1 protein-coding gene is annotated in these 1,163 nt (G+C 76.7%); it reads right to left on the reverse strand.

From position 1 onward, the window contains the following. On the reverse strand, window positions 1-1,138 hold a 1,138-nt coding region (locus ABZV78_RS31810), incomplete at its 3' end, for a PH domain-containing protein (RefSeq protein WP_355644570.1). Window positions 1,139-1,163 lie beyond the last annotated feature (25 nt).

A 1,163-nucleotide genomic window follows, 5' to 3' on the forward strand; every position in this document is an offset into this window, starting at 1 on the left:
GGCTCAGCGGGCGCAGCCAGCGGGCCCGCCGGGGCGGCAACGTGGCGGGCAGCGCCCCCAGCCGGACGCCGGGCAGCACCTCCGCGACGACCAGCTCGCCGGTGCGCGCGTCGCCGACCGGCAGCAGCCGGTCCGGGCTGTTCCGCTCATCCGGCTCGGCGGCCGAGTAGCCGGCCACCTCCAGCCGCAGCCGCAGCCAGCCCTTCATCCGCCAGAGCAGTGGCCAGGTCACCCCGACGGTCTGCACCCGGTGCAGCGGCACGGTCTGCACCCGGGTCTCCAGCAGGCCGTTGCGCACCCGCAGCGCGTCGCCGTCGCGGTCGAGCCGGAAACTCCAGTCGTCGAGCACCCGGCGGACCGGTTGCAGCAACACGCCGGCCATCGCGGTCAGCGTGCTGGCCACCGCGATGAACGACCAGGACCCCTCGGAGAGGAACTGCGCCACCACGAAGGCCAGGCCGAACGGGAGCAGGAACGCCTGCGGGGTGAGCAGCTGGCTGACCAGCAGGTCCTGGTTGCGGACGCTGTGCAGCGGGCGCCCGGCCGGGGTTGGCGCGGGCGGCGCGCCGGCGGCGGGCGGGGCGGCCTTGGGGGCGCGGCCGGCCACGGCGAGCAACCGGTGCCGCAGCGCGGCCGCCTCGGCCACGCTCAGGTAGGCGAGCGGGGCCTCGGTCTTGCCGCCGCCGACCACCTCCAGCCGTAGCTCGGCCAGCCCGGTGAGCTGCGCGAGCAGCGGCCGGACCACCTCCACGGCCTGCAACCGCTCCAGCGGGATCGCCCGGGTACGCCGCCAGAGCAGCCCCTCGTGCACCCGCAGCTCGCGGCCCACCACGTGGTAGCCGGTGTTCCACCAGCTCACCACCGAGAGCACGGTGGCGCCGAGGACGAAGACCGCGACCAGCACGGCGAACCAGCCGAAGCCGACCCGGGACAGCGTCGACCAGGAGAGCCCGGCGATCACCACGACGAGCGACTTCGCGCCGTGCAGCGCCGGGCTCAGCGGGTGCAGCCGTTGCCGCGGCTCCTCCCCGGCCGGTGGGGGCGTCCCCGGCCCCCACGGACCGGGTCCGGGCGGTGCGGGATGGCCCGCTCCGGGCCAGGGCGGCGCAGGTGGCCCGGAACGGTCACCCGTGGCCACCGCCGCCCGGTTACGGGCCACCTGC

It is taken from the genome of Micromonospora sp. NPDC004540 (assembly GCF_040610095.1).
In the GTDB taxonomy this organism is placed as follows: Bacteria; Actinomycetota; Actinomycetes; order Mycobacteriales; family Micromonosporaceae; genus Micromonospora.